We start from the raw sequence: 22,414 nt of genomic DNA, 5'->3' as shown, positions 1-22,414 counted from the left end.
TTCCACTCTAGTGTCTCACGTCACCCCAGTGAAGTTGGCGGGCCATCTTAGGCCTCCAAACCATCCTTTCGGCCGGAGCCTCCGGGCTTAGATCACACCCTGGGCGAGCATGGCATCGGCCACCCGGACAAAACCGTTGATGTTCGCCCCCACCACATAGTTTCCGGGTGAGCCGTACTTTTCCGCCGTCTGCGCACAGTTGTCGTGAATGTTGACCATGATCTCGGTCAGCCGGCGTTCGGTGTGCTCAAAGGACCATGAATCGCGGCTGGCGTTCTGCTGCATTTCCAGCGCCGAGGTGGCTACGCCGCCGGCGTTGGCAGCCTTGCCGGGGCCAAACAGCACGCCGGCTTCCTGGAAGATTTCAATGGCCTCGGGCGTGCAGGGCATGTTGGCACCCTCTGCCACCGCCAGGACTCCGGATTTCACCAGCGTCCGGGCATCGTCGGCGTTCAACTCGTTCTGCGTGGCACAGGGCAGGGCCACTGTGGCGCCGGCGTCCCAGATGGAGCCGCCGGGAACATAGGTTGCTGAGCTGCCCCGGCGCTTGGCGTAGTCGGTCATCCGGCCGCGCTCCACCTCTTTCACTTCGCGCAGCAGGGGTACATCAATGCCCGATTCATCCACTACGTAACCCTGGGAATCGGAACATGCAATGACGTTTGCGCCGAGGGACTGTGCTTTGGCGATGGCGTTGATGGCCACGTTTCCGGAGCCGGAGACAATGACGCGCTGGCCGTCCAGGCTCAGGCTGCGGGTCTTGAGCATTTCCTCGACAAACAGCACCACGCCGAAGCCGGTGGCCTCGGGCCGCACCAGCGAACCGCCCCAGCTGGTGCCTTTGCCGGTCAGCACGCCGGACTCGTATCGGTTCGTGATCCGCTTGTACTGGCCAAACAGGTAACCGATTTCGCGTCCACCCACACCGATATCCCCCGCAGGGACGTCCGTGTACTCGCCAATGTGGCGGTAGAGCTCAGTCATGAAGGACTGGCAGAAGCGCATGACTTCGGCGTCCGTTTTGCCGCGCGGGTCAAAATCGGATCCGCCTTTGCCGCCGCCGATGGGCATCCCGGTCAGGGCATTCTTGAAAATCTGCTCGAAGCCCAGGAACTTCACGATGCCCAAGTAGACCGAGGGATGGAACCGCAGGCCCCCCTTGAACGGGCCGAGCGCCGAGTTGAACTCCACGCGGAAACCGCGGTTGATTTGCACCTGGCCTTTGTCATCGACCCAGGGAACACGGAAAATGATCTGGCGTTCCGGTTCACAGATGCGTTCCAGGATGGCGGCGTCGCGGAACTCGGGATGCTTCCGGAGCACCGGCTCCAAACTGTCGAAAACTTCGACTACCGCCTGATGAAATTCAGTTTCGCCCGGATTGCGGCGAAAGACTTCATCCCGGACGCTGATGAGTGTTGGGTCCATGGTGTGATGCTCCTTAGCGTATTTCCTCTTCTACGCTAGCGTTTGCGCGCCGTGCCTGCGATGTGTGACGGCGAAAGAAGGGCTAGGAGCGGCGACGCCGGAACTTCGGGAACTGCCCCAGCAGGTCTGCGGCGCGTTCAGCAGCCCTGCCCACAGTGCGGCCCAGATGGGGCGCGAGGGCCGGATCCACGCCGGCAGGTGATGCCTCTGCGCCTCCGGGCTCCAGTGCGGCGGCTGAGACCGCCGCTGCGGAACGGGGATCCGGCGCCCCTGGCCGGCCGGTGAACAGCGGCCTTCCCTGACGTGAGGGCGCAACTGCCGATCCCGCGGTTACGGACGCGAGCCGGGAGTCTGCCGCGGATGCCGCCGAGAACGAGGGCAGGTCAAACGCGCGCAGCCACAGCACAATCTCCTCCAGCGGAGCTGTCTGCAGCGAGTAGTAGCGCTTTTGCCCCTCGGCCCGCATGCTGACCAGACCAGCCTCACGGAGAACCTTCAGGTGCTTCGACACAGTGGGCTGGCTGACTTCCAGCTCCTCCACGAGTGTGCCCACGGATTTGTCTCCGCTGCGCAGCGCTCCCAGCAGTTCACGGCGGGTGCCTTCCGCAATGACCGCAAAAACATCATCGATGACCATGACACCCACTTTATCCGTTCCCCGGGGAAAGCCCGGTTTTGGCCGACTCGGGCAGGTTCCCGCCCCGTCCCGGCCGCGCGCTGCTAATCAAACCAGGGATCGAGTCCGTGCAGCGGAAAAACCTCTTTGCGGGTAGCCATCACCGTGCGGTCAATCTCGTCATTGGGGTCATAGCCAACTTCCCAGGACCGCCACCAGAGTTCCACGCCGTCACCCATCATCGGCGGGGAGTCTTCTCCGTAGTGCTCCTTCACATACTTACGCCACGGTTCCGGAACGGGAGTGTTGCTGCGGATCCTGCCGTTGGCCGCCACGGACATCAGCAGGCTCCAGGAACGCGGAACCACGGACACCACGTTGTAGCCGCCCCCGCCCGTGGCGATCCATCTGCCTCCGCAGATGGTGTTGGCGAGGTCCGCAATGGTGAGGGCCGCCTGCCGCTGGGTTTCGACGCTGAGGCGGAGGTTGGTCAGCGGATCATGGAGGTGGCTGTCGCAGCCGTGCTGGCTGACGATCACTTCCGGTTCAAAGGCGGCCGCGAGCTGCGGAACCACGGCGTGGAAGGCCCGCAGCCACCCGGCATCGGACGTCCGGGCCGGCAGCGCCACATTGACCGCGGTTCCTTCTGCTCCGGGGCCGCCCGTCTCGTTGGCGAAGCCCGTGCCGGGGAACAGTGTCAGGCCCGTCTCGTGCAGGGAAATGGTCATGACGCGCGGGTCATTCCAGAAGATGCTCTGGGTTCCGTCTCCGTGGTGGGCGTCGACGTCGATGTACAGGACCTTGCTGACACCGTTGTCCAGCAGGCGGGCGATGGCGGCCGCGGCGTCGTTGTAAATGCAGAAGCCGGAGGCGCGGCTGGCCGCGGCATGATGCATGCCGCCGCCAAAATTCACCGCATGCAGCACCTCTCCGGACAGGATGGCGTCCGCAGCTGCCAGGGAGCCGCCCGCCAGCCGGGCGCTGGCCTCGTGGATACCGGCAAAAGCGGGGTTGTCCTCGGTTCCCAGCCCAAACTTCTCGCTGGTCGCCGTGGGGTCTGCGCTGACGGCACGGACGCCGGCAATGTAATCACTGCCGTGGACGGTGCCCAGCTCAGCGTCGCTGGCAACGAACGGCTCCCCCACGGACACGCCCGGCAGGTCGAAGATTCCCAGCTCGCGGGCAAGCCTGGCGGTGAGGTCCAGACGCAGCGGACTCATGGGATGGCCCGCACCGAAGTTGTAGGCCAGCATGGACTCGTGCCAGATGATGCGGGTTGGCATGACCGGAAGACTCAGTCCGCGGTTGATCATGCTGAACAGGCTACGCGATGTGCGCGATACTTGGAGTTTGTACGCAGCGGGAGCATCCCGGTCCGCTGCTTCGGCACCGCATCGGTGGTGTACTACTGTTGAGCACCGCGCGCCCAACCCGTAATCACCTGTCACCAAGGAAACAAGCACGAATATGGCAACCATCCGGCAGCACCGGGAGCCCCGGGAACGCCTGCGGCAGCTTCGGCAACTGCAGCCCTCCAAGGTGTTCTCCGGCCTGCGTGACTTTGTGGATGCAGTCGCCGCCGGCTCCCCGGCCCGGCTGGCTCTGATCGTCTTCGCCCTGGTCATCCTGGTGTTCACCGGGCTTCTGTCCCTGCCGGCTTCCTCGAGTACCGGTCAGGTCACTCCTCTGCATGATGCGCTCTTCACTGCAGTATCGGCCGTCTGCGTCACCGGACTCACCGTGGTTTCCACCGCCACGCACTGGTCCGGTTTTGGGCAGGTCCTGATCCTGATCGCCATCCAAGTGGGTGGTTTGGGAATCCTGACCATGGCCTCCCTGCTGGCTCTGGCCGTTAACCGGCGGCTCGGAGTGCGCGGAAAGCTGATTGCACAGGAAGGCATGAACACCGGCCGGCTGGGTGAAGTTGGTTCACTGCTCCGCATCGTCGTCAGCACCACCGTGGCGATCGAGCTGATCCTGGCTGTGATTCTGGCGCCGCGGTTCATGATCCTGGGTGAATCCGCGGGCCAGGCCATCTGGCATGCGGTGTTTTATTCGGTGTCCGCCTTCAACAACGCGGGCTTCACTCCGCATTCGGACGGCCTGGTGCCCTATGACGAGGACCTCTGGATCCTGATTCCCCTGATGGTCGGGGTTTTCCTCGGCAGCCTCGGCTTTCCGGTCATCATGGTCCTGCTGCAAAGCAAGCTGCACCTTCGTCAATGGAATTTGCACACCAAGCTCACCCTGCTGGTCACCGGCATCCTGCTCGTGGGCGGCAGCATTCTGTGGGGGGCCTTCGAGTGGTTCAACACACGCACCATCGGAGACATGAATGTGGCGGACCGGATTCTGCATTCGGTCTTTGCATCCGTCATGACCCGCTCCGGCGGCTTCAGCCTGGTGAACATGTCCGATCTGGATTCCAGCACCCTGCTGATCACTGACATGCTGATGTTTGCCGGCGGCGGGTCGGCGTCCACGGCCGGTGGCATCAAGGTCACCACGTTGGCCGTCATCTTCCTCGCCATCGTGGCGGAGGCCCGGGGCGATTCTGATGTCCGGGCGTTCGGCCGCACCATTGCCTACAGCGCCATGCGGGTGGCCATCTCGGTGGTTATCCTCGGCGCCACCATGGTAGCCGTTTCCACTGTTGCGCTGCTGGCCATTACGGAGGAGACACTGCAGCCGGTGCTCTTCGAGGTAATTTCCGCCTTTGCCACCTGCGGGCTGAGTATTGGACTGAGCGAAGTGCTGCCGCCGGAAGGGAAGTACCTGCTGTCCGCCCTCATGTTCGCCGGCCGGGTGGGTACGATCACTTTGGCCGCAGCACTGGCAATCCGGCAACGCAGCACCCTCTACCACTACCCCGAAGAAAGGCCGATCATTGGCTGACAGACCAGCTCACAATGCTCCGGTTCTGGTGATTGGACTGGGACGCTTTGGCTCCGCCACCGCCGAACAGCTGGTCAAGCAGGGCCGCGAGGTTCTGGCCATCGAGCGGGATCCCACCCTGGTCCAGAAGGCCTCGGGCATTCTCACCCATGTGGTCCAGGCCGATGCCACCAACATCGACGCCCTCAAGCAGCTGGGCGCGCAGGACTTTTCCTCCGCCGTCGTGGGCGTGGGCACCTCCATCGAATCCAGCGTGCTGATTACCGTTAACCTGGTGGACCTGGGTATCGAGCATCTCTGGGTCAAGGCCATCACCTCCGCGCACGGCAAGATCCTCACCCGGATCGGTGCCAACCACGTCATTTATCCGGAGGCCGACGCCGGCCGGCGCGCCGCTCACCTGGTGGGCGGGCGGATGCTGGACTTCATCGAGTTCGACGACGACTTCGCCATCGTGAAGATGTACCCGCCGCGCGAGACCCAGGGCTTCACCCTCGGAGAGTCCAACGTGCGTTCCAAATACGGGGTGACGGTGGTGGGGGTGAAGTCCCCGGGCGAGGACTTCACCTATGCCCGCGCGGACACCAGGGTTTCCTCCCGCGACATGCTCATCGTCTCCGGCCACGTGGACCTGCTCGAACGGTTCGCGGCCCGTCCTTAGCACTGTGCGGTGCCTAGGCATCAATCCGCACTCCGGGGAGGTCCGCCCGGGATGCCGGGGCACCCCCCTGCCCGAAGTGCTACTTCTTTGCTGAAAGCTCCGCCGTGATTTCGGCTGCCCGTTCCGCTGCGGCCCGCGCTCCCCGGGCGATGACGCCGGGCAGGTCCTGCTCGTCGAAGGTCCGGATGGCTGCTTCGGTGGTGCCGTTGGGGCTGGTCACGCCGCGGCGCAGGGCGGTTGCGTCGGCGCCGGGCTCGGCGAGCATGTATCCGGCGCCGGCAACGGTGTCCCGCGCCAGGACTGTTGAAAGCTCAGGGTCCAGGCCCAGCTCTACGCCGGCACGGGCCATGGCCTCGGCCAGGTAAAAGGCATAGGCGGGGCCCGATCCGCTGACCGCCGACACAGCGTCCACCTGATCCTCAGGAACCTGCACCACGCGGCCGGTGGCCGACAGCAGCTCGGCAGCCAGCGCCATTGTTGCCTCGGTGGCACTGGTTCCGGCCGAGATCGACACCACGCCGCGCCCCACCTTGGAGGGTGTGTTGGGCATGGACCTGATGACGGGCTGTCCGGCGGGAAGGCCCGCCTCCAGCATTTCCAGCGACACGGCGGCAGCCACGCTGATGACAACGGCGCCGCCGGGCAGAGCGGGGGAAATCTCCTCCAGCAGTGCTGCGACGCCCACGGGCTTGACCCCGACGATGACGACGTCGGCGCCGGCCACGGCGGTGCGGTTGGCCTCGGCGTCGTCATTGCCGGCGAGCACGGTGATCCCGTGGCGTTCGCGCAGCTCGGCCGCCCGTTCGGGACGGCGCACGGTGGCCGTCACCTGCGCGGCCGGCAGCCCGCCGGCGAGGATTCCGCTCAGGATGGCTTCATTCATTGAGCCGCAGCCCAGAAAGGTCAGGTGGGTTTCTCCGGTATCCATGTTTTCGATTCTGTCACGGCACTGCGCGCTGCCATGTTCCGTGACAAGCGGCTCATAAGAAGCAGGCTATTCCGAAATCTGTCCCAGGTTCATCCGCGCGAAGTCCAGCGTCTGCTTCAGCTGGTCCTCCCGCTCCCCCGCCCCCTTGGCCTTCCGGGTGCTCACTTCAATGGCCACGACGCCGTCAAAGCCGGTTTCGCTGAGGTACTGCAGGGCTTCGGCGCAGCGCTGCGTCCCTTCTCCGGGAAGCATGTGCTCGTCGCGGCCGTTGGGTGTGCCGTCGGTGAGGTGCACATGGTGCAGCCGGGGCCCGAGCTTGCGCAGTTCCTCATAGGAGTCCATGCCGGCGATGGCCGCGTGGGAGAAGTCCCAGGTGACGTGCTCGTACGGTTCCGGAATGGGATTCCAGTGCGGCAGGTAGGCCTTGGCCTCGCGCCCGCGGACCCGCCACGGATACATGTTTTCCACCGCGATGGTGACTCCGTACTGCTCGGCAATGTGCCGCACGCCTTCGGCGAAGTTCTCGGCATAACCGGACTGCCAGCGGAACGGTGGATGAGCCACCACCGTGGTGGCTCCCACTTCCGCGGCCATGGCGGCGGAGAGTTCAATCTTGGTCCAGGCCTTGCCCCACACCTGCTGGGTGAGCAGCAGTGTGGGCGCATGAATAGCCAGGATGGGCTGCGAATAACGCTCGCTGAGTCCGTTCAGGATTTGCGGGTTCTGGCTGTCGCTGTTTCCCGTAACCATGATTTCCACCCCGTCATAGCCCAGGTCATGGGCAACGGCGAAGGTGTCATGCACGGACAGCGGATAGACGGAAGCGCTGGAGAGGGCCACCGGAATGACTTTGGCGCCGCTTTCCTCCGCCGGTGGAGTGTGGGGTGAAGAAGGCATTCAGTTGGACTTTCCGTAGATAAGGCTGCGTCCGGCTCCGGTGCCGGACTCCATGACTTGAGGGGTGGTCTCAGTTCGCGGAGTGTCGGGCAGCGGCCCGTCGGATTCAAAGCGGAGAGTGTCAAAACGCTGCAGGATCAGTCCCTCGCGCAGGGCCCACGGGCAAATCTCCAGCACCGGCAGGTCGAAGGCCTCCATCGCGGCATGGGCGGTCATGGCCCCGGCCAGCACCTGGGCGGCACGGATCGGAGACACTCCGCCGAGGTTGCTGCGGTCGTCAATGCTCATGGTCTCCAGCCGTTTGGTCCACAGTCCCAAGTCTGTGCGCTGCAGGCGCCGACGGACATAGGGACCGTCCGCGGAAGGCGCGGCACCGGCAATCCGGGCCAGCGACCGAAAGGTCTTGGACGTGCCCACGGAGAGGTCAGGCCGGCCATGCCGTTCAAATTCCGCGGCAGCCTCACGGACCTCACCGCGGATGTACTTGCGCAGCTTCTTAATGCTTTTGGCCGTGGGCGGATCCCCCGTCAGCCAGTCCCGGGTCAGCCGGCCGGCGCCCAGGGGAAGCGACAGCGCCGTTTCGGGCAGCTCATCGGCCCCCTGCGCCATTTCAAAGGACCCGCCGCCAATGTCCAGGTCCAACAGTGTCCCGGCGCCCCACCCGTACCACCGGCGGACAGCCAGGAACGTTAGGGACGCCTCCTCGGGACCGCTGAGTTCACGCAGGTGGACACCGCTTTCGGCCTCGACCCGGGCCAGCACGGCCGCACCGTTGGCCGCCTCGCGAATGGCCGAGGTACAGAATGCCAGGAGGTCCTGGGCACGGTGCCTGCGGGCAAAGTCCCCGGCTTCGGCGACGAAATTGATCAGCTCGCGCTGCCCCGCCTCGGTGATGGCGCCGTCGTCGTCCAGGTGCGCTATCAGCGACAGCGGACGCTTGTGGGAGGCAAACGGCAACGGCCGCGCACCCGGGTGCGCGTCCACCAAGAGGAGGTGGACGGTGTTGGAGCCAATGTCGAGCACGCCTAATCGCATAACCCCATTATCCGCTCAAAACACAGCCGCTCTGAAACGCAGCCGCCGTACGGCGGCTGCGCTCTTCGCGGGCTACTTCTTCGCGGGTGCGCGCTTGCGGGCTGCCGGCTTGCGGGCGGCGGGCTTCTTCGCCGGACCCTTTTCGCGCTTCTCCGCCAGCAGGTCAATGGCCTGCTCGCGGGTCAGCTCTTCAATGGCAGTGGACCGCGGGACCGTGATGTTGGTGATGCCGTCGGTGATGTACGGACCAAAGCGGCCGTCCTTGACCACAATCGGCTTCTCGGAGACCGGGTCGGTGCCGAACTCGGCCAGCGGAGCCGCTGCCTGACGCCCGCCGCGCTGCTTGGGCTGGGAATAGATTTCCAGCGCCTGTTCCAGCGTGATGGTGAAGATTTCCTCTTCCGAACCGATGGAACGGGAGTCGGTGCCCTTCTTCAGGTACGGGCCGAAGCGTCCGTTCTGCACGGTGATCTCGTTGCCCTCGGCGTCGGTGCCCAGCACGCGCGGGAGCTTCATCAGTTTCAGCGCTTCCTCGAGCGTGACGGTGTCCACGCTCATGGACTTGAACAGCGATCCGGTGCGCGGCTTCTGCTTTACGGGCTTCTTCGGCGGCTTGGGCTTGCCGTTCTTGTAATACTCCACCGGCTGGTTCGCCAGTTCCTCGGCAGTGACCTCGGGGATCAGCTCAATGACGTACGGACCGTAACGGCCGTTCCGGGCCACGATGGTGCGCCCGGTTTCCGGATCCTCGCCCAGGACTCGCTCTTCCGGCCCGGCCGTTTCCATCAGCTCGATCGCCTTCTCGGCGGTCAGCTCATCCGGGGCCAGGTCCTCCGGGACGTTGGCGCGCTCCGGCTCGGTGCCTTCGGGTGCGTCCGCGGGCAGCGGGCGCTCCAGGTACGGGCCGAACTTACCCACGCGCAGGGTGATGCCCGGGGCGATTTCGATCGAGTTGATGGCCTTGGCGTCGATTTCGCCGAGGTCGTTCACGATGGTGTGCAGTCCGGTGTCCACGCGGTCGCCGTAGTAGAACTGGTTCAGCCACTCCACGCGGCCGGCTTCGCCGCGGGCAATGCGGTCCAGGTCCTCTTCCAGCTCGGCCGTGAAGTCATAGTCCACGTAGTCCGTGAAGTGCTCTTCGAGCAGCCGCACCACGGAGAACGCGATCCAACTCGGCACCAGGGCCTGGCCGCGGTTGGTGACGTAGCCGCGGTCCATGATGGTGGAGATGGTGGCCGCGTAGGTGGACGGACGGCCGATGCCGAGCTCTTCAAGCACCTTCACCAGCGACGCTTCCGTGTAGCGCGGCGGCGGGGATGTTTCGTGCCCGACGGCGTTCAGCTCGGCTGCGGTCAGCGCATCGTCGGCCTTCAGGACCGGCAGGCGTGCACCCTCGGTACCCTCGGCGTCGTCGTCGCGTGCCGCATCGCGGCCCTCCTCATAGGCGGCCATGAAGCCGCGGAAGGTGATGACGGTACCGGAGGCGGAGAACTCGGCGTCCCGGCCGTCGGAGGCCACAGCACCGAGGCGGACGGACGCCGTGGAGCCCTTGGCATCGGCCATCTGCGAAGCGACGGTGCGCTTCCAGATCAGTTCGTACAGCTTGAACTCGTCGCCGCGCAGTGAGGAGGCAACCTGTGCCGGGGTGCGGAAGGAGTCACCGGCGGGGCGGATGGCCTCGTGGGCTTCCTGCGCGTTCTTGGACTTGCCCTTGTACACGCGGCGCGCTTCGGGCACGTATTCGGGGCCGTACAGTTCGGAGGCCTGCCGGCGGGCGGCGTTGATGGCCTGGTCCGACAGCGCCGGCGAATCGGTACGCATATAGGTGATGTAGCCGTTTTCATACAGCCGCTGGGCCACCTGCATGGTCACCTTGGAGGAGTAGCGCAGCTTGCGGCCGGCCTCCTGCTGCAGGGTGGAGGTGGTGAACGGAGCGGCCGGACGGCGGGTGTACGGCTTGGTGTCCACGGAGCGGACCGTGAACGACGACGATTCCAGGTTCGCTGCCAGCGAGGTGGCTGCCGCTTCGTCCAGGTGGGCCACGGACTTGGCCTTGAGCTCGCCCAGGTCGCTGAAGTCCTTGCCGGTGGCCACGCGGGCACCGTCCACGGACACCAGCTTGGCCTTGAAGGATTCGGCAGCGCCGGTGGCAAAGGTGCCCAGCAGGTCCCAGTAGGACGCCGGGCGGAAGGCCATGCGCTCACGTTCGCGCTCCACCACCAGGCGGGTGGCGACGGACTGCACGCGGCCGGCGGACAGGCCGCGGGCCACCTTGCGCCACAGCACCGGGGAAATCTCGTAGCCGTAGAGGCGGTCCAGGATGCGGCGGGTTTCCTGGGCGTCCACCATGGCAACGTCGACGTCGCGCATTTCCAGCAGCGCACGCTGGATGGCTTCCTTGGTGATTTCGGGGAAGGTCAGGCGGTGCACCGGGACCTTGGGCTTGAGCACCTGGAGCAGGTGCCAGGCAATGGCTTCGCCTTCACGGTCACCGTCAGTTGCGAGGTAGAGTTCGTCGGCGTCCTTGAGGGCAGCCTTGAGCTCGGCAACCTTCTTCTTCTTGTCCGCGGAGACCACGTAGTAGGGCTCGAAGTCTTTATCCAGGTCCACGGCAAACTTGCCGACGGCTGTCTTCTTCAACTCGGCAGGCAGGTCGGAGGGCTGCGGAAGGTCACGGATATGTCCCATGGACGCCGTCACCTCGAAACCCTCGCCGAGGTACCCGGCGATGGTTTTGCCCTTGGCCGGAGACTCGACAATTACAAGCTTCTTCTTGCCGGTCTTCTTGTCCGTCGCCTTAACTGGCACTGTTCTCCTACGTACGAAGGTGGTTCTCAAAGTATGGGTTGTTGTGGCCGGGCTCTGCTGCCTGGCCCGATTCATCCTCAGACAGTATGCGGGATGCCCCAGCACTAGGGTAGCCGCATTGAATAGGACTTATTGACGAGCCTACCGAAAAGCCGGAGGTCCTTCTGCGGACGTCAATTGGCTGCGGGAACCAGGAATCCGTCCAGGACCAGGTTGCGGACCTCGGCTTCCAGCCCGGCGGCAAACTCCGGTTCCGGGCGGTCCAGCAGCACCGCGAGCGCTCCAATGATCTGTCCCACGGACAGCTCCCCGTCGCTGGCGGAGACAAAGCCGGTCAGTTCCGTGCTCATGAGATTCGTACGCCGCAGTCCCGCTCCCTGGCGCAGCAGGATGACGCCGGGATGTTCCGCCCCCGGCCGTGAGTGGCGTTCCTCGGTCACGTCGTCGGCCACCTCCAAGTACGCCTCCGCCAGCGAGGGATGCGCCGCCAGCCAGTCAAAGCGCTCGACGGCGGCGCCCAGGTGCGGCCCAACGGGCTGTTCCAGCGGGTGCGTGATCTCCTCAAAACGCCGCAGCGGAACAGCGTCCGGGGCCAAGCGGCGGCGAAGGAAGATGGATCCGAAGCCGATGGCCTGCACCTTGCGGGAGGCGAAATCCTCGAGGTAAGCGGCGTAGGAGGCCAAGTATTCGGCCCGGTTCCGGTTCTCCGCGGCGTCCCGCAGCCACATTTCCGCGTATTCGGCGGGCTCCAGGATTTCGCGCTGGATCACCCACGCATCGGTTTCCGCCGGCAGCCAGGACTCGATCCGTTCCGACCAGTTCGGGGACCCGCTTTCCTGCGTTTCCGGAGACTCACTGTAGGGAAGATCACTGCCCTGAATCTCCCAGTTACCCAGCATTTGCGCCGTTCCGCCGGGAACCAGGACGCCCTGCAGGCTGCGCACGAGCGTGGCGACGATTTCATCACCGGCCAAACCGCCGTCGCGGTACGTGAAGCGGTCCTCGGGATCTTCACTCCGGGGGCGGGGAGTAATCACAAACGGCGGATTGGACACCACCAGGTCAAACTGTTCTCCGGCCACCGGTTCCAGCAAGCTGCCTGCCCGCAGTTCCACCCGGTCCGCCAGGCGCTGGGGATTCAGATCCAGCGCGCCCGCGTTCAGCAGCAGGTTGAAGCGGGTGAACGCGAGCGCCCGTTCCGAAATATCCGTTGCCGTCACATGCCGGGCGTGGCGGAGGAGGTGGAAAGCCTGGATCCCGCAGCCGGTGCCCAGGTCCAGGGCACGCTGAACCGGGCGGCGGATCGTCAGCTGTGCAAGGCTCAGCGAGGCCTGTCCGATGCCCAGCACGTGATCGTGGCGGAGGACGCCCGGCCGCTGGTGAGCGCCCAAATCGCTGGCGACCCAGAGGTTGGCGCCGTCGGCGTCATCGTCGATTTCGTACGGGCGAAGGTCAACCGCGGCGCGGAAGCCTCCGTCCGGCACCGATTCGACCAGCCCCAAAGCAAGAAGCCCGCGGGTGCCGGTCCGCGGCAGGGCGGCATCCAACGGCGCCGCTTCCACTTCTTCTCCGGCAAGCCACAGCCGGATCAGGACGGAAACCGGAGCCGGGTTTTCCTTGGCCGCCTCTTCACGGCAGCGCAGCACCGCCGGTACCAGCTGGTCCCGGCCCAAGGCTGCGGCGGCAGACTCCCCCAGGAAGTCCGCCACCCCATCCACCGTGTAGCGGACAGCCGCCAAATCCGCGGCAAGGCTCTGGATCAGGGGAAGGTCGGAACTCTGGGGTGCATCCGGGACACCGGCGAAATCAGTCACCTCCCCAGTTTATGGCTGGCTCGCCGGGTGCCCGGACACAGGGTTTTTGCTACTGGGAAGAAACCTCCTGCAGCTCGCCGCGTTCATCCGCCACCGGTTCGGATTTCCGCCCGGCCGCGTGCCGTGCCGCCAGATAGCCGAAGACCGCAGCCGGGGCAATGGTGGCTCCCGCCCCGGGGTAGGTCCGGCCCATGACCGAGGCCGTGGTGTTCCCTGCCGCATACAGTCCCTGGATCACCGAACCATCTTCCCGGAGCACCCGTGCGTCCGGATCCGTGACCAGTCCGCCCTTGGTGCCCAGGTCCCCGGGATAAAGGCGGACGGCGGTGAACGGGCCCTTTTCCAGGGCGCCCAGGTTCGGGTTCGGTTTTACGCCGGGATCACCGTAGTAGTTGTCATAGGCGGTGTTGCCCCGGCCGAAATCCTCGTCCACGCCGGTCCTCGCAAATCCGTTGAACCGTTGCACCGTGGCCGCCAGGCCCGCCGCCGGAACGCCCATCTTCTCCGCCAGCTCTTCCACCGTGCCAGCCTCCAGCAGCAGCCCCTCGGCAGCCCACTTTTTCTTCCCGACCATGATGGCAGAGAACAGATAGCGCCGCCGGTGCCGCGCCTCCATCACCAGCCAGGACGGATTGGCCGTCACCGTCTCATTGCGTTCGAGCATGTGGTGCCCAAAGTCGACATAGGACTCGGACTCGTTCAGGTACCGCTGCCCCGAGGCATCCACCACCAGCGAGTGCGGCATGGAACGCTCGGCGAGCGAGAACGCGACTCCGCCGCCCGGACCCACCGTGGACGGCCCCCACCATGCGTCGTCCATGAGCGCCAGGGCTCCGCCGCGCTGGGCCACCAGGTCAATGACGTCGCCCCGGTCCCCCTCCGGCGCCGAGGAATACTCCTGCTCCAGCCCGTGGTACTTTTTGCGCCATTGCGCGTTGCGGGCAAATCCGCCGGCGCCCAGCATTACGCCCTTCCGGGTCCGGATGCGGATGCTGCGCCCGCGGCGGGTGACAACGGCGCCCACCACCGCGCCGTCGTCGTCCTGGACCAGATCAGTCAGCGGCGAGGACAGCCACACCGGTGTCTGCTGCTGGCGCACGATGTGCATGAGGGAGCAGGACAGCGCTCCGCCCAGACCGTACAGCCGTTTGCCGCGGGCCAGCCCGCCCAGGGTCCGGAAAACAAAACGGGCACCGCGGATGAACCCGCCGGGCGTGGACCAGGCGCGGGAGAGCTCCCAGACATCGTCAGTCATCAGCGGCACCGGGATGCCGGATTTGGCGGCCCGGGACTGCTTGAACCAGGAACCGAGCAGTTTGGTGTCAAACGGGCGGACTTCCAGGGAACGCCCGATCATGCCGCCGGGTTTGTCCGGGTAGTAGTCGGGATAATCCTTGGACCGCATCCACTGCACGCCCAGGGTGCCCAGCAGGGTGACCACGTCGGGAACGGCATTCAGGAACGCCAGCTTGCGTTCGCGGGAGGACACCGGGCCGACATCATCAATCACCGTTTCCATGTAGGTGAGAGCCTTTTCCGTACTGTCCGGAACCCCGGCCCTGCCCATCAGCGGATTGTTCGGCATCCACAGTCCCCCGCCCGAAATCGAAGTGGTGCCGCCCCACACATCGGTGCTTTCCACCACCAGGACATCCAGGCCATCCTCCGCCGCGGTGACAGCGGCGGTGAGGGCTGCCGCTCCGGTGCCCACCACCAGGACGTCTACGATCCTGTCCCACTCTTCGCTCCCCGGCGGCGTTGTGTCCTTTGTGGTGCCCGTTCGCGTGCTCTGCTCCTGCGTCATGGCCTGCTCCCCCTATGGGTCCGCGTGTCCCGGACGTCAGCGTCCGGGGTGCGACGAATGCTACATGATGACTTTTCAGTGGAAATCAGTGGTCCGGCCGCAAAACCCAACCAAGCAAAGTGTTGCCTACATCACATTTGTGAATTAGAGTCCAGTTTCAGTTCAGGATCTGAAACATGCACCGACCGTCTCCTTGAAGCAGCTCGGTGCGCTATGACATTGGAGTCAGCACATGGCGTTTGCCCTTACCGAAGAGCATGCGGACCTTTGCTCCGTTGCAGCCGACTTTGCGGGACGGTTCGCCGACACACGGGTCACCCGCGAGCAGCTGGACTCTTACGGGGCCGGGGAACCCGCGCCGTTTTGGGATGACCTGGTTGCCAACGGACTGCACGCACTGCATATCGGCGAAGAGCACGGCGGACAGGGCGGAACGGTGGCTGACACGGCCATCGTGGTGGAGGAATTTGCCCGCCGGCTGGTACCCGGCCCCTTCCTCTCAACGGTGCTCGCCAGTGCGGCCGTCGCGGCAGCCGGTGACTGCAAAGCCTCAGCCAGCGGTCTGGCCGCCTTCGCTGAAGGCGCCCGCGGCACCCTGGTTCTTTCTTCCGCAATCACCGGCACCTCCGCCGCTGAGGGCGGCTGGCTCCTGCACGGAACCGCCAACGTACTCTCACTCCAGTCAGCCGATCTTTTGGTGGTTGGCTTCAACGACGGCGGAACCACGCGGTTTGCCCTGGTCGATGCCCGCAGCGCCGGCGTCAGCCGCAGGGTCCAGGCCTGCACGGATCTGACCCGCGACGCCGGGATCCTCGAACTCTCCTCGGTGGCCGTGGGCTCCGAAGCGATCCTGGAAAACCTCGGGGCAAGCCGCGTGGAAACCCTGCAGACCTGCCTGCTCGCCGTGGAAGCAGCCGGCGTGAGCCGCTGGGCTGTGGAAGCTGCCGCTGAATACGCCAAGCTGCGCGAACAGTTCGGTTCGCCGATCGGTTCCTTCCAGGCCGTCAAGCACAAGTGTGCCAACCTGCTCATCACCGCCGAACTGGCCGCAGCGGCAGCCTGGTCCGCCGTCGTGTCCCTAGACCAGGATGAGGACCAGCAAAAACTGGCTGCCGGTGCAGCCGTTCAGGCCGCGATCGCCCCGTCGGCAGAAACGGTCACCGAAGCAGTGACCATTTTCGGCGGAATCGGCTTCACCTGGGAACATGATGCCCATCTGTACTGGCGGCGGGCAATGACGCTGGCCGCTCTGGTGCCGGCCATGAACGACGCCTCCGCATCGCTGGGCAGGGTTGCCCTGAATCAGGACCGCCGCATCGACATTGAACTGCCCGACGAGGATCCGGCCTTCCGCGCCCGCATCGGCGAACTGCTCGATCATGCCCGGACACTGTCCAATGAGCACGACGGCGGGCGCTGGTACTCGCGAGGATCGCAGCGGACATTCCTCGCGGAAAACGGACTCGCCGCCCCGCACTGGCCTGCACCCTACGGGCTGGGCGCCACTCCCGCCCAGCAGGTGGTCATCTCCCAGGAATATGCCCGCCGCGGGATGACCCAGCCGTCATCGGTGATCGGCGAATGGGCCATGCCCACCGTGCTGGCCTACGGCAGTGAAGCGGTCAAGGAACAGTTTGCGCTGCCTACCCTGCGCGGCGAGTTGATCTGGTGCCAGCTCTTCTCAGAACCCGGTGCCGGGTCCGACCTCGCCGGGCTGAGCACCCGGGCAGCCAAGGTGGACGGCGGATGGGAGCTGCGGGGACAAAAGGTTTGGACGTCCGGCGCCCATGAGGCGGACTGGGGCATCTGCCTGGCCCGCACGGACAGCGAGGTCCCTAAGCACAAGGGACTGAGCTACTTCCTCATCGACATGCGAAGCGCAGGGGTGGATGTCCGTCCCCTGAAGCAGTCCACCGGCGACGCCGAATTCAATGAGGTGTTCCTGGACTCGGTCTTCGTGCCCGACGCCTACCTGCTGGGGGAACCCGGCCAGGGCTGGCGCATCACGGCCATGACGCTGCAGAACGAGCGGACCCAGATTTCCTCCGGTGTTTCGGTGGGTACGGAGGACGCGCTGCGGTCCATGATCACCCAGGGCACCTACGCCGGCCGCGAGCATGACGCACTCTCCTCCCTCGGCAGGATCGCAGCCTTCAGCTCGGCCATCGGCGCCCTGAACCTGCGGGAGACCCTGCGCCAGGTCAACGGCATGGCACCGGGTGCCGGATCTTCACTGGCCAAGGTTGCCCACGCCCGGCTAACCCGCGAGGCCGCATCCCGCGTCCTGGCGCTGGCCGGACCCGGAGCGCTCTTTGCCCAGGCTCCCGGAGACGCAGTGACCGGACAGCTTTCCGTTCCGCAGGTGCTGATCGGCGGCGGAACGGTGGAAATCCAGCTCAATGTCATTGCTGAACGCATCCTTGGACTTCCCCGCGGCTGATCCAGGACAGCAGGACCCGCCGCACCCCCGAGCGCAGTGACCCCACAACCAAGCTCCACCGGAAGGAACCGTTTCGCATGACAACGTTGACGAGCGAGACCGACAGCCCACGCACCCTGGATCCCGCCCGCCTGCGGGAACTCCTGGAGCCCAAATCCATTGTGATCATCGGAGCAAATACCCGATCCGCCTGGTCCCACTTCACCTACAGCAACCTGGTCTCCGGCGGGTTCGAGGGCAAGCTTTACCTGGTCAACCGCCGGGGCGAGGACTGCCACGGCCAGGCATCATTTGCCACGATTGCCGATCTGCCGGAGGCGCCGGACCTGGCGATTGTCCTGACCGGAACGGATTCCCTGGCAACCATCCTGGAGGAAGCCCGGATCAAGGGCATCCGCAACCTGATCATGCTGGCTGCGGGGCTGGGCGAGGCCGGAGCCGAGGGCGCTGCCCTGCAGGCCAGTCTGGTGGAGCGGGCACGAGCGGCGGACCAGCTGATCCTGGGACCCAACAACCTGGGATTCCTCAACACGCATTCCAGGGTTGCAGCCTTCAGCCATATGACCCAGATGCCCATGATCAGCGGCGGCGTGGGAATTGCCACCCAATCCGGAGCGCTCGCCATCTATCTGCTTCCCTACATGGCCTCGCGCGGCGTCGGCTGCTCCACGGCGGTGACCGTGGGGAACGAGGCGATGATCTCTGCCATCGACGTCATGAGCCTGCTGGTGGACGACGAGAACACCAAGGTCATCGCCGCTTACCTGGAACAGATTTCCGACCCGGCGCAGTTCCTCGACGTGGCTGCCCGCGCCCGCGCCGCAGGCAAGCCGATTGTCATTTTCAAGGCCGGACGCAGTGAAGCATCGGCCCGGGTCGCTGCAGCCCACACCGGTTCGCTGGTGGGCGACGACACCGTCATTGACGCAGCCTGCCGCCAGCACGGAGTCATCCGGGTGGAAGGCATCGAGGACCTCGTGGCCACCGCGGGCCTCATCGAGGCCTACGGCGCCCTGCCCGGCCGCCGCATGGGCGTTGTCACCGGCTCCGGTGCCATGTGCGCACTCGTGGCCGACAAGGCCGACGCCGCAGGGCTGGACCTGCCCGCTCCGCACCCCGACACGGTGCAGGGACTGCACGACGCCGGGCTTCCCGCCTTCTCCACCGTCAACAACCCGATGGACACCACCGGGTATGTGTCAGTTGACCCGACCATCCTCACCAAGGCTGCCCAGTGCTTTATCGATGACCCGAATTATGACTTCGTAGTGGTCAACGGCTCCTGGCCCGCCAACCAAGCCGTGGCAGACATGAGCCGGGCCACGCAGGATGAGATGCTCCGGCAGCTGACCTCCTCCCCCAAACCCGTCATTGCGATGAGCTTCCTGCCCACGGAGGTAACCGAGTTTGGCCGCGCGTTTGCCGCGGAGCACGGCTTCCCTCATGCCTCCGATTCGTTTGACCGCGGCATCACCGCGGCCGCCCGCAGCGCCTGGTGGGGACAGCGTGCCGCTGAACTCGCAGCCGACGGCGCACCGCCGGCCGCCGCACCGATCGCCAAACCGGCCGGTGCGGATTCATGGACCGAAGTCCAGAGCGGTGAATTCCTCCGCAGCCTTGGCGTGCCCTACGTGCCTGCAGTGGTTGCTTCCTCCGCTGAGGAAGCAGTGGCCGCCGCCGAAGACCTGGGCTACCCGGTGGTACTGAAGATTGCGTCGGAGGACATCGCACATAAGACCGAGGTTGGCGGTGTCCGGCTGATGCTCTCGGATGCCGATGCAGTGGCCGAGGCCTACCGGTTCATCCGTGCTTCCGTGGCTGAACTGGCACCGGCTGCCCGGGTCCAGGGTGTTGCGGTATCGCCGATGCGTCCTGCAGGCACCGAAATGCTGGTAGGCGTTGTCCGTGACCCGCGCTGGGGGCTCGTGCTCGCCGTCGGATTCGGCGGGGTCATGGTGGAGCTGCTCAAGGACTCCGCGGTGCGCCTGCTGCCGGTGGGACCCGCCGAGATCCGCCGCATGCTCGAATCCCTGAAGGGCATTGACCTCCTGACCGGCTTCCGTGGCGGAGAAGCCACCGACCTCGACGAGCTGGCTGAGGCCATCTTCAAGATTTCCCAGGTGGCCGTGGGACTCGGCGATGAACTCGAGGAACTCGAAATCAATCCTCTCCGGGTTTCCGGTAACCAGATCGAGGCGCTGGACGCGCTGATCCGCTGGAAGGACCAGTAGCCGGTGAGCCACATCCAAGGGCGCCGGGAGGCGGTGATAACGTTGCAATTTCTGAGGGAATTCGGCCGGGAGGCGAGTGATGGTTCGGCAACTAACGCGCGAAACAATGGACCTTCCCGCCTATCAGGTGGAGCGCCGGCAACGGATCCTGGATGCTGCGAAAAACCTGCTCCGCGCCAACGAGTACGAATCAATCCAAATCCGCGACGTCGCGTCCGAGGCGAATGTGGCGCTCGGAACGCTGTACCGGTACTTCTCCTCGAAGGAGCACCTGTATGCGAACGTCGTTTACGACTGGAGCGTTCCGTTTGGTTCAGCGGACGAGGCCGTGCCGGACAGCCTCAGCACCACCGAGCGGGTCGCCCAGCGGCTGAGGCAGGCGCTGGCCGCGTTCCAGAAAAGGCCGAATTTCTACCAGACGATCCTGATGCTGCGGACTTCCTCCGACCCGGATGTGCGCGAGCTGATGCAGCAGCTGGTCCTGTTGCTCGAGGAACCTCTCCGCGCCGATTTCTCCACCCTGTCACCGGACGAGGCTGCGGACATTACCGCCATGGTGTGGGCCATCCTCATGGACATGGTGGGGCGCCTGCTGGCCGGCAACCAGACGTTGGAGGATGCCAACCGGGTCCTGGTCCGCTTTGTGAAAATGATCGGGCTGCGGCTCGACCAGGTCGAAGCGGGAGCACTTTAACCGCTGCAGCAGGCCGGGTGTCTGAATGAGCGCCCATGAACTCGACCATGTTGCCTTTGCCGTTCCGGCCTGGGGCCGGGCCGGAACGATGCTGCACCGGGAACTCGGAGCGCGGTTTGCCAGCGGTTTCACCCTGCCGGAGTTCAACCCGTGCCAGGTTGCCCTCGCCGAAGACATGCGGCTGGAGCTGCTGGAACCCGGCAGCTCCTCCACATCCTTCATCACACGGTTCCTCTCCGAAAACGCAGGAAACGCCGCACCGCACCACATCACCTTCAAGGTGCAGGACATCTCCGCAGCAATCGCAGGCGCACAGGCGGCCGGAATCGAGCCGATTCTGGTGAACACAGAGCATCCGCTGTGGCAGGAAGCCTTTTTGCATCCCAAGGACACCGGGCTCGGGTTCCTGACGCAGATGGTCCAGACATCGGAAGCTCTGGAGGACATCACCGCTGCCAACGAGTTCACTGCGGACTGCCCCTGGGAGGAAGACCCGTCCTCTCCGGCCCGGCTGCCGGTTGTCTTTGGGCTGGTGTCTGACCTGCAGCGTGCGGAACACGTGCTCGTCAACGTTCTTGGCGCCGGCAGGCAGCGGTTGCCGGAAGTTCCCGACGGAGAACCGGCGGCCACCGTGTTCCGGTGGCCGGAAGGCGCGGACCTCATCCTGCAGGAATCGGTGCCCGGCGCCGGAGACTCAGGCCTCAAAACCCTGGGCTTCACCGCAGCGGACGAGCCCTGGGCCGGACCGGATTCCCCCGGACTTCTGGAATTGCTCGGTGCGGGGTCTTTTTATCCCGAACTGGGCATCAGGATTTCGCCGCTGCGCATTCCCGCCCCGGCCGGATCCGGCTAGACCGTTCACGCCTACCCAACCAGCCGGCGTCGCACATCCGGCATCTGCACGGACCTTGGTGCACCAGCACATTTCATATACCAGCAATGAGGAGAACAAACGTATGGGACTTCGTGGAGAAGCCGCAATCCTGGGCTATTTTGAGCTGCCGCCGGAACGCAAGTTGAAGCGTGAGAAGACCTTCAACCTGGAACAGTGGGCACGGCTCTCCAAGGCGGCGCTGGATGACGCCGGACTGGACGCCACCGACGTCAACGGCATCGTCACCCCGATGATCGGGGAAGCGGACATGTTTGTTCCCTCCACCATCACGGAATACCTCGGCATCAACGCAAATTTCGCCGAGATCGTGGACCTCGGCGGCGCAGGTTCCGCCGCCGGAGTGTGGCGGGCCGCAGCGGCCGTGGAACTGGGACTGTGCGACGCCGTACTGGTTACCTTCCCGGGCACCCACGACGTACCGGCCGACGCCCGCCGGCCGTTCGAGATGACCGACAAAATGTACTTCGGTGCCTCATCCAACGCCTACGGGTCGCCGCAGGCAGAATTTGAAATCCCGTACGGAAACCTGGGGCAGAACGGTCCCTACGGGCAAATTGCCAAGCGGTACGGCCACGAATTCGGCTACGACGAGCGCGCCATGGCAAAAATTGCCGTGGACCAGCGCACCAACGCCTGCGCCACCCCGGGCGCCGTTTTCCACGGTCAGCCCATCACCATTGAGGACGTGCTGGCATCACCCATGGTGGCGGACCCGCTGCACATGCTCGAAATCGTGATGCCGTGCCAGGGCGGTGCCGCTGTGGTGATTGGAAACAAGGACCTCGCAGCCAAATCCAAGAACCGTCCGGTGTGGATCAAGGGCTTCGGAGAACGGGTGCCCTACAAGACACCAACCTACGCACGGGATCTGATGCACTCACCCATGATCCACGCAGCCGACCAGGCGTTTGGCATGGCCGGCATCGGACGCAACGAGGTGGACATGGTCTCCATCTACGACTGCTATTCCATCACTGTGCTGATGAGCCTGGAGGATGCCGGCTTCACCGAAAAGGGCAAAGGCATGCAGTTCGTGAACGAACACGATCTCACCTTCCGCGGGGACTTCCCGATGAACACCGCCGGCGGGCAGCTTTCCTTCGGGCAGGCGGGCATTGCCGGCGGCATGCACCACGTGATCGACGGCGTGCGCCAGATCATGGGCCGTGCCGGTGAAGCGCAGGTGACCGACTGCAACCGGGCCTTCGTGACCGGCAACGGCGGCATCATGAGCGAACAAACGGCACTGATCCTCGAAGGCAACTAGG

The 22,414-nt window shown here is 65.1% G+C and carries 16 protein-coding genes; 7 read left to right on the top strand and 9 right to left on the bottom strand.

The annotated features are described in order from the left end of the window. Positions 1 to 87: 87 nt before the first annotated feature. The 3 genes from gdhA to CXQ89_RS03410 all read right to left on the bottom strand — a co-directional run bounded on the left by gdhA (position 88) and on the right by CXQ89_RS03410 (position 3,357). On the bottom strand, positions 88 to 1,428 hold the full coding sequence (gdhA, locus tag CXQ89_RS03420) for an NADP-specific glutamate dehydrogenase (protein ID WP_104160291.1): 1,341 nt from the start codon (positions 1,426 to 1,428) through the stop codon (positions 88 to 90). 82 nt (positions 1,429 to 1,510) lie between these two features. Beyond that, positions 1,511 to 2,065: a helix-turn-helix transcriptional regulator gene (locus tag CXQ89_RS03415; protein ID WP_104160290.1), complete on the bottom strand. Its 555-nt coding sequence runs from the start codon at positions 2,063 to 2,065 to the stop codon at positions 1,511 to 1,513. A gap of 83 nt (positions 2,066 to 2,148) precedes the next feature. Continuing rightward, on the bottom strand, positions 2,149 to 3,357 hold the full coding sequence (locus CXQ89_RS03410) for an acetoin utilization protein AcuC (RefSeq protein ID WP_237685642.1): 1,209 nt from the start codon (positions 3,355 to 3,357) through the stop codon (positions 2,149 to 2,151). Between the two features lie 154 nt (positions 3,358 to 3,511). On the opposite strand from CXQ89_RS03410, the gene CXQ89_RS03405 reads away from it, so the two are divergent. Together CXQ89_RS03405 and CXQ89_RS03400 are read left to right on the top strand one after the other, a co-directional pair. Next, positions 3,512 to 4,939, top strand: coding sequence for a TrkH family potassium uptake protein (locus tag CXQ89_RS03405; RefSeq protein ID WP_104053067.1), 1,428 nt, complete (start codon positions 3,512 to 3,514; stop codon positions 4,937 to 4,939). Beyond that, complete coding sequence (locus CXQ89_RS03400) at positions 4,932 to 5,600, top strand: TrkA family potassium uptake protein (RefSeq protein WP_104053068.1); 669 nt, start codon at positions 4,932 to 4,934, stop codon at positions 5,598 to 5,600. Before CXQ89_RS03405 ends, CXQ89_RS03400 begins: the two co-directional genes overlap by 8 nt. Before the next feature lie 79 nt (positions 5,601 to 5,679). Here CXQ89_RS03400 and proC read toward each other — a convergent pair whose 3' ends face one another. From proC to CXQ89_RS03370, 6 genes are all read right to left on the bottom strand, one after another. Further along, on the bottom strand, positions 5,680 to 6,528 hold the full coding sequence (gene proC / locus CXQ89_RS03395) for a pyrroline-5-carboxylate reductase (RefSeq protein ID WP_104160289.1): 849 nt from the start codon (positions 6,526 to 6,528) through the stop codon (positions 5,680 to 5,682). A 66-nt stretch (positions 6,529 to 6,594) separates the two neighbouring features. After that, the gene (locus tag CXQ89_RS03390) at positions 6,595 to 7,425 is read right to left on the bottom strand and encodes a sugar phosphate isomerase/epimerase (protein ID WP_104053070.1); all 831 of its coding nucleotides are present in this window, start codon (positions 7,423 to 7,425) and stop codon (positions 6,595 to 6,597) included. Then, positions 7,426 to 8,460 (bottom strand): exopolyphosphatase, encoded by a 1,035-nt coding sequence (locus tag CXQ89_RS03385; RefSeq protein WP_104160288.1) that lies wholly within the window; start codon positions 8,458 to 8,460, stop codon positions 7,426 to 7,428. 72 nt (positions 8,461 to 8,532) lie between these two features. Continuing rightward, a complete protein-coding gene (topA, locus tag CXQ89_RS03380; RefSeq protein ID WP_104053072.1) occupies positions 8,533 to 11,268 on the bottom strand; it encodes a type I DNA topoisomerase in 2,736 nt (911 codons plus the stop codon). Between the two features lie 173 nt (positions 11,269 to 11,441). Next, complete coding sequence (locus CXQ89_RS03375) at positions 11,442 to 13,082, bottom strand: methyltransferase (RefSeq protein ID WP_104160287.1); 1,641 nt, start codon at positions 13,080 to 13,082, stop codon at positions 11,442 to 11,444. A 49-nt stretch (positions 13,083 to 13,131) separates the two neighbouring features. Beyond that, complete coding sequence (locus CXQ89_RS03370) at positions 13,132 to 14,886, bottom strand: FAD-binding protein (RefSeq protein ID WP_104160286.1); 1,755 nt, start codon at positions 14,884 to 14,886, stop codon at positions 13,132 to 13,134. A 232-nt stretch (positions 14,887 to 15,118) separates the two neighbouring features. Here CXQ89_RS03370 and CXQ89_RS03365 point away from each other — a divergent pair, with 232 nt between their 5' ends. From CXQ89_RS03365 to CXQ89_RS03345, 5 genes are all read left to right on the top strand, one after another. Next, a complete protein-coding gene (locus CXQ89_RS03365) occupies positions 15,119 to 17,326 on the top strand; it encodes an acyl-CoA dehydrogenase (protein ID WP_104160285.1) in 2,208 nt (735 codons plus the stop codon). A 77-nt stretch (positions 17,327 to 17,403) separates the two neighbouring features. Then, complete coding sequence (locus tag CXQ89_RS03360) at positions 17,404 to 19,557, top strand: acetate--CoA ligase family protein (protein WP_104160284.1); 2,154 nt, start codon at positions 17,404 to 17,406, stop codon at positions 19,555 to 19,557. A 79-nt stretch (positions 19,558 to 19,636) separates the two neighbouring features. Then, complete coding sequence (locus tag CXQ89_RS03355) at positions 19,637 to 20,251, top strand: TetR/AcrR family transcriptional regulator (RefSeq protein ID WP_104160283.1); 615 nt, start codon at positions 19,637 to 19,639, stop codon at positions 20,249 to 20,251. Positions 20,252 to 20,276: 25 nt separating this feature from the next. Beyond that, entirely contained in the window at positions 20,277 to 21,104 is an 828-nt protein-coding gene (locus CXQ89_RS03350; protein WP_104160282.1) for a VOC family protein, read from the top strand. Between the two features lie 103 nt (positions 21,105 to 21,207). After that, entirely contained in the window at positions 21,208 to 22,413 is a 1,206-nt protein-coding gene (locus CXQ89_RS03345; protein ID WP_104053079.1) for a thiolase family protein, read from the top strand. Position 22,414: the final 1 nt, after the last annotated feature.

Origin of the sequence: Arthrobacter sp. ZGTC212 (assembly GCF_002929255.1) — a bacterium.
GTDB lineage: Bacteria > Actinomycetota > Actinomycetes > Actinomycetales > Micrococcaceae > Arthrobacter_B > Arthrobacter_B sunyaminii.
The sequence above is the reverse complement of the archived record's forward strand: the minus strand, read 5'-3'. Positions and strand labels throughout refer to the sequence as shown.

What these genes read in the sequence shown, in the direction of transcription:
- gdhA (WP_104160291.1), bottom strand. Translation starts at nt 1,428, where the DNA reads ATGGACCCAACACTCATCAGCGTCCGGGATGAAGTCTTTCGCCGCAAT.
- CXQ89_RS03415 (WP_104160290.1), bottom strand. Translation starts at nt 2,065, where the DNA reads ATGGTCATCGATGATGTTTTTGCGGTCATTGCGGAAGGCACCCGCCGT.
- CXQ89_RS03410 (WP_237685642.1), bottom strand. Translation starts at nt 3,357, where the DNA reads ATGATCAACCGCGGACTGAGTCTTCCGGTCATGCCAACCCGCATCATC.
- CXQ89_RS03405 (WP_104053067.1), top strand. Translation starts at nt 3,512, where the DNA reads ATGGCAACCATCCGGCAGCACCGGGAGCCCCGGGAACGCCTGCGGCAG.
- proC (WP_104160289.1), bottom strand. Translation starts at nt 6,528, where the DNA reads ATGGATACCGGAGAAACCCACCTGACCTTTCTGGGCTGCGGCTCAATG.
- CXQ89_RS03390 (WP_104053070.1), bottom strand. Translation starts at nt 7,425, where the DNA reads ATGCCTTCTTCACCCCACACTCCACCGGCGGAGGAAAGCGGCGCCAAA.
- CXQ89_RS03385 (WP_104160288.1), bottom strand. Translation starts at nt 8,460, where the DNA reads ATGCGATTAGGCGTGCTCGACATTGGCTCCAACACCGTCCACCTCCTC.
- CXQ89_RS03370 (WP_104160286.1), bottom strand. Translation starts at nt 14,886, where the DNA reads ATGACGCAGGAGCAGAGCACGCGAACGGGCACCACAAAGGACACAACG.
- CXQ89_RS03365 (WP_104160285.1), top strand. Translation starts at nt 15,119, where the DNA reads ATGGCGTTTGCCCTTACCGAAGAGCATGCGGACCTTTGCTCCGTTGCA.
- CXQ89_RS03360 (WP_104160284.1), top strand. Translation starts at nt 17,404, where the DNA reads ATGACAACGTTGACGAGCGAGACCGACAGCCCACGCACCCTGGATCCC.
- CXQ89_RS03355 (WP_104160283.1), top strand. Translation starts at nt 19,637, where the DNA reads ATGGTTCGGCAACTAACGCGCGAAACAATGGACCTTCCCGCCTATCAG.
- CXQ89_RS03350 (WP_104160282.1), top strand. Translation starts at nt 20,277, where the DNA reads ATGAGCGCCCATGAACTCGACCATGTTGCCTTTGCCGTTCCGGCCTGG.
- CXQ89_RS03345 (WP_104053079.1), top strand. Translation starts at nt 21,208, where the DNA reads ATGGGACTTCGTGGAGAAGCCGCAATCCTGGGCTATTTTGAGCTGCCG.